This window comes from Idiomarina fontislapidosi, assembly GCF_003226255.1.
Lineage (GTDB): Bacteria > Pseudomonadota > Gammaproteobacteria > Enterobacterales > Alteromonadaceae > Idiomarina > Idiomarina fontislapidosi.
This window is the reverse complement of sequence record NZ_QJST01000042.1, coordinates 1-1236: the sequence shown is the minus strand read 5'-3', so window position 1 is coordinate 1236 and position 1236 is coordinate 1. Positions and strand designations below refer to the sequence as shown.

The 1236-nt window shown below is 39.8% G+C and carries 1 protein-coding gene and 1 pseudogene; one reads left to right on the top strand and one right to left on the bottom strand.

Going from position 1 to position 1236, the window contains the following annotated elements; translation table 11 throughout:
* Window positions 1–151 precede the first annotated feature (151 nt).
* On the bottom strand, window positions 152–469 hold the full coding sequence (locus tag DFP83_RS13460) for a hypothetical protein (RefSeq protein WP_110576596.1): 318 nt from the start codon (window positions 467–469) through the stop codon (window positions 152–154).
* Between the two features lie 415 nt (window positions 470–884).
* On the opposite strand from DFP83_RS13460, the pseudogene DFP83_RS13455 reads away from it, so the two are divergent.
* Window positions 885–1136, top strand: a pseudogene (locus DFP83_RS13455) (transposase); the annotation flags it as partial.
* Between the last annotated feature and the right edge of the window lie 100 nt (window positions 1137–1236).

Here is a 1236-nt window from a genome sequence, read left to right as displayed (position 1 = left end):
TAAAAATTTCAATGCGCTCCATAGACACTCCTTAAAGATAGGTCTAAGCCTATCGCTTAACTAATGAGTGTCCGTTTTAAAAAGGGGCTAATACAGGCCGACTTTACATTCTTCTAGTTTTTGTTGAGATTAAAAGTTTTTTGTTTAGACATCACCATTTTCGGCATTCCATGTAAACATTATTAGCGAATGTGCTAATGGTATCTTGTTTCATTGCTTGGGTACTGTACTTCGGCGAATTGTAAGCATCTTCTACGATTGCTTTTATAATTTCAGTAAATTTTCCATTACCTGATTTTTCTGCAACTTCCATCATTTTGACAACGCTAGTCCCTTCTTGCCGTCTTTCCATGATGACTTCTGCTAGACTGTGAAGGTTTGCACAAATATCATTATCTGAACCTTCATCTTGGGAGATAGCACCGGTTGACAGCAAAGTGCTGGTTAATAAAACAATCAACTTTTTCATCGTATTTTCCTTTACTTAAGCCTTAATTACACTTCAATATGTTTGGCATCGACTAATTCTTCATCTTCGGTGAGGACTCCGTTGCTCATAACCTACACCAACTCAAAAGTTTATTGATCAGTATTCATACTTCCCCTTTACCGTCCTAGTATAAGTTGGACCAATTACACACCGGAACAAGCGGTTTGATTTTAATCCGGCAACGGTGTTTTGCCTTTGTTAAGTCAATAATTTTTACACATCATTATGATGTTTGTCTATTCAGTAGGTAGATTTCCTTGGCTGTTCACTTGACGAACCAAGTCAGGCCCTTTGAATCGCCACCGATAACTTAGACACTTCTCAGCCGTTCTTTGGAGTGGACCGAGAATCATAGACAATTCCTGACTATTATTTGAGCATAGGAGGAGAGTTTATGAACAACCAACGATACAGTCCAGAATTTAAGGATGAAGCAGTCCGTCAAGTGATAGAACGAGCGTACACCGTTGCTGAAGTTTCAGCGAACTTGGGGGTATCTCAACACAGTCTCTATAAGTGGGTAAAAGCAGCCAACCCGCTCCCCTCCAAGCAAAAGGACGATGAACTGATAGAGGCAAAAAAAGAAATACTGAAATTACGTTCTGACCTAAAACGAACCGAGGAAGAGCGGGACATTCTAAAAAAGGCCGCTGTAGATTCAAGTCATCAACGCAACACCCTTGTCAATCATGTGTGACGGTGTCATAAAGTTCAATGTTTTTCTCGGTCTCTCATTTAATTGGGTC

Bases quoted from the DNA above. Each gene is read 5' to 3' on its own strand.
- DFP83_RS13460 (WP_110576596.1), bottom strand. From the start codon at position 469: ATGAAAAAGTTGATTGTTTTATTAACCAGCACTTTGCTGTCAACCGGT.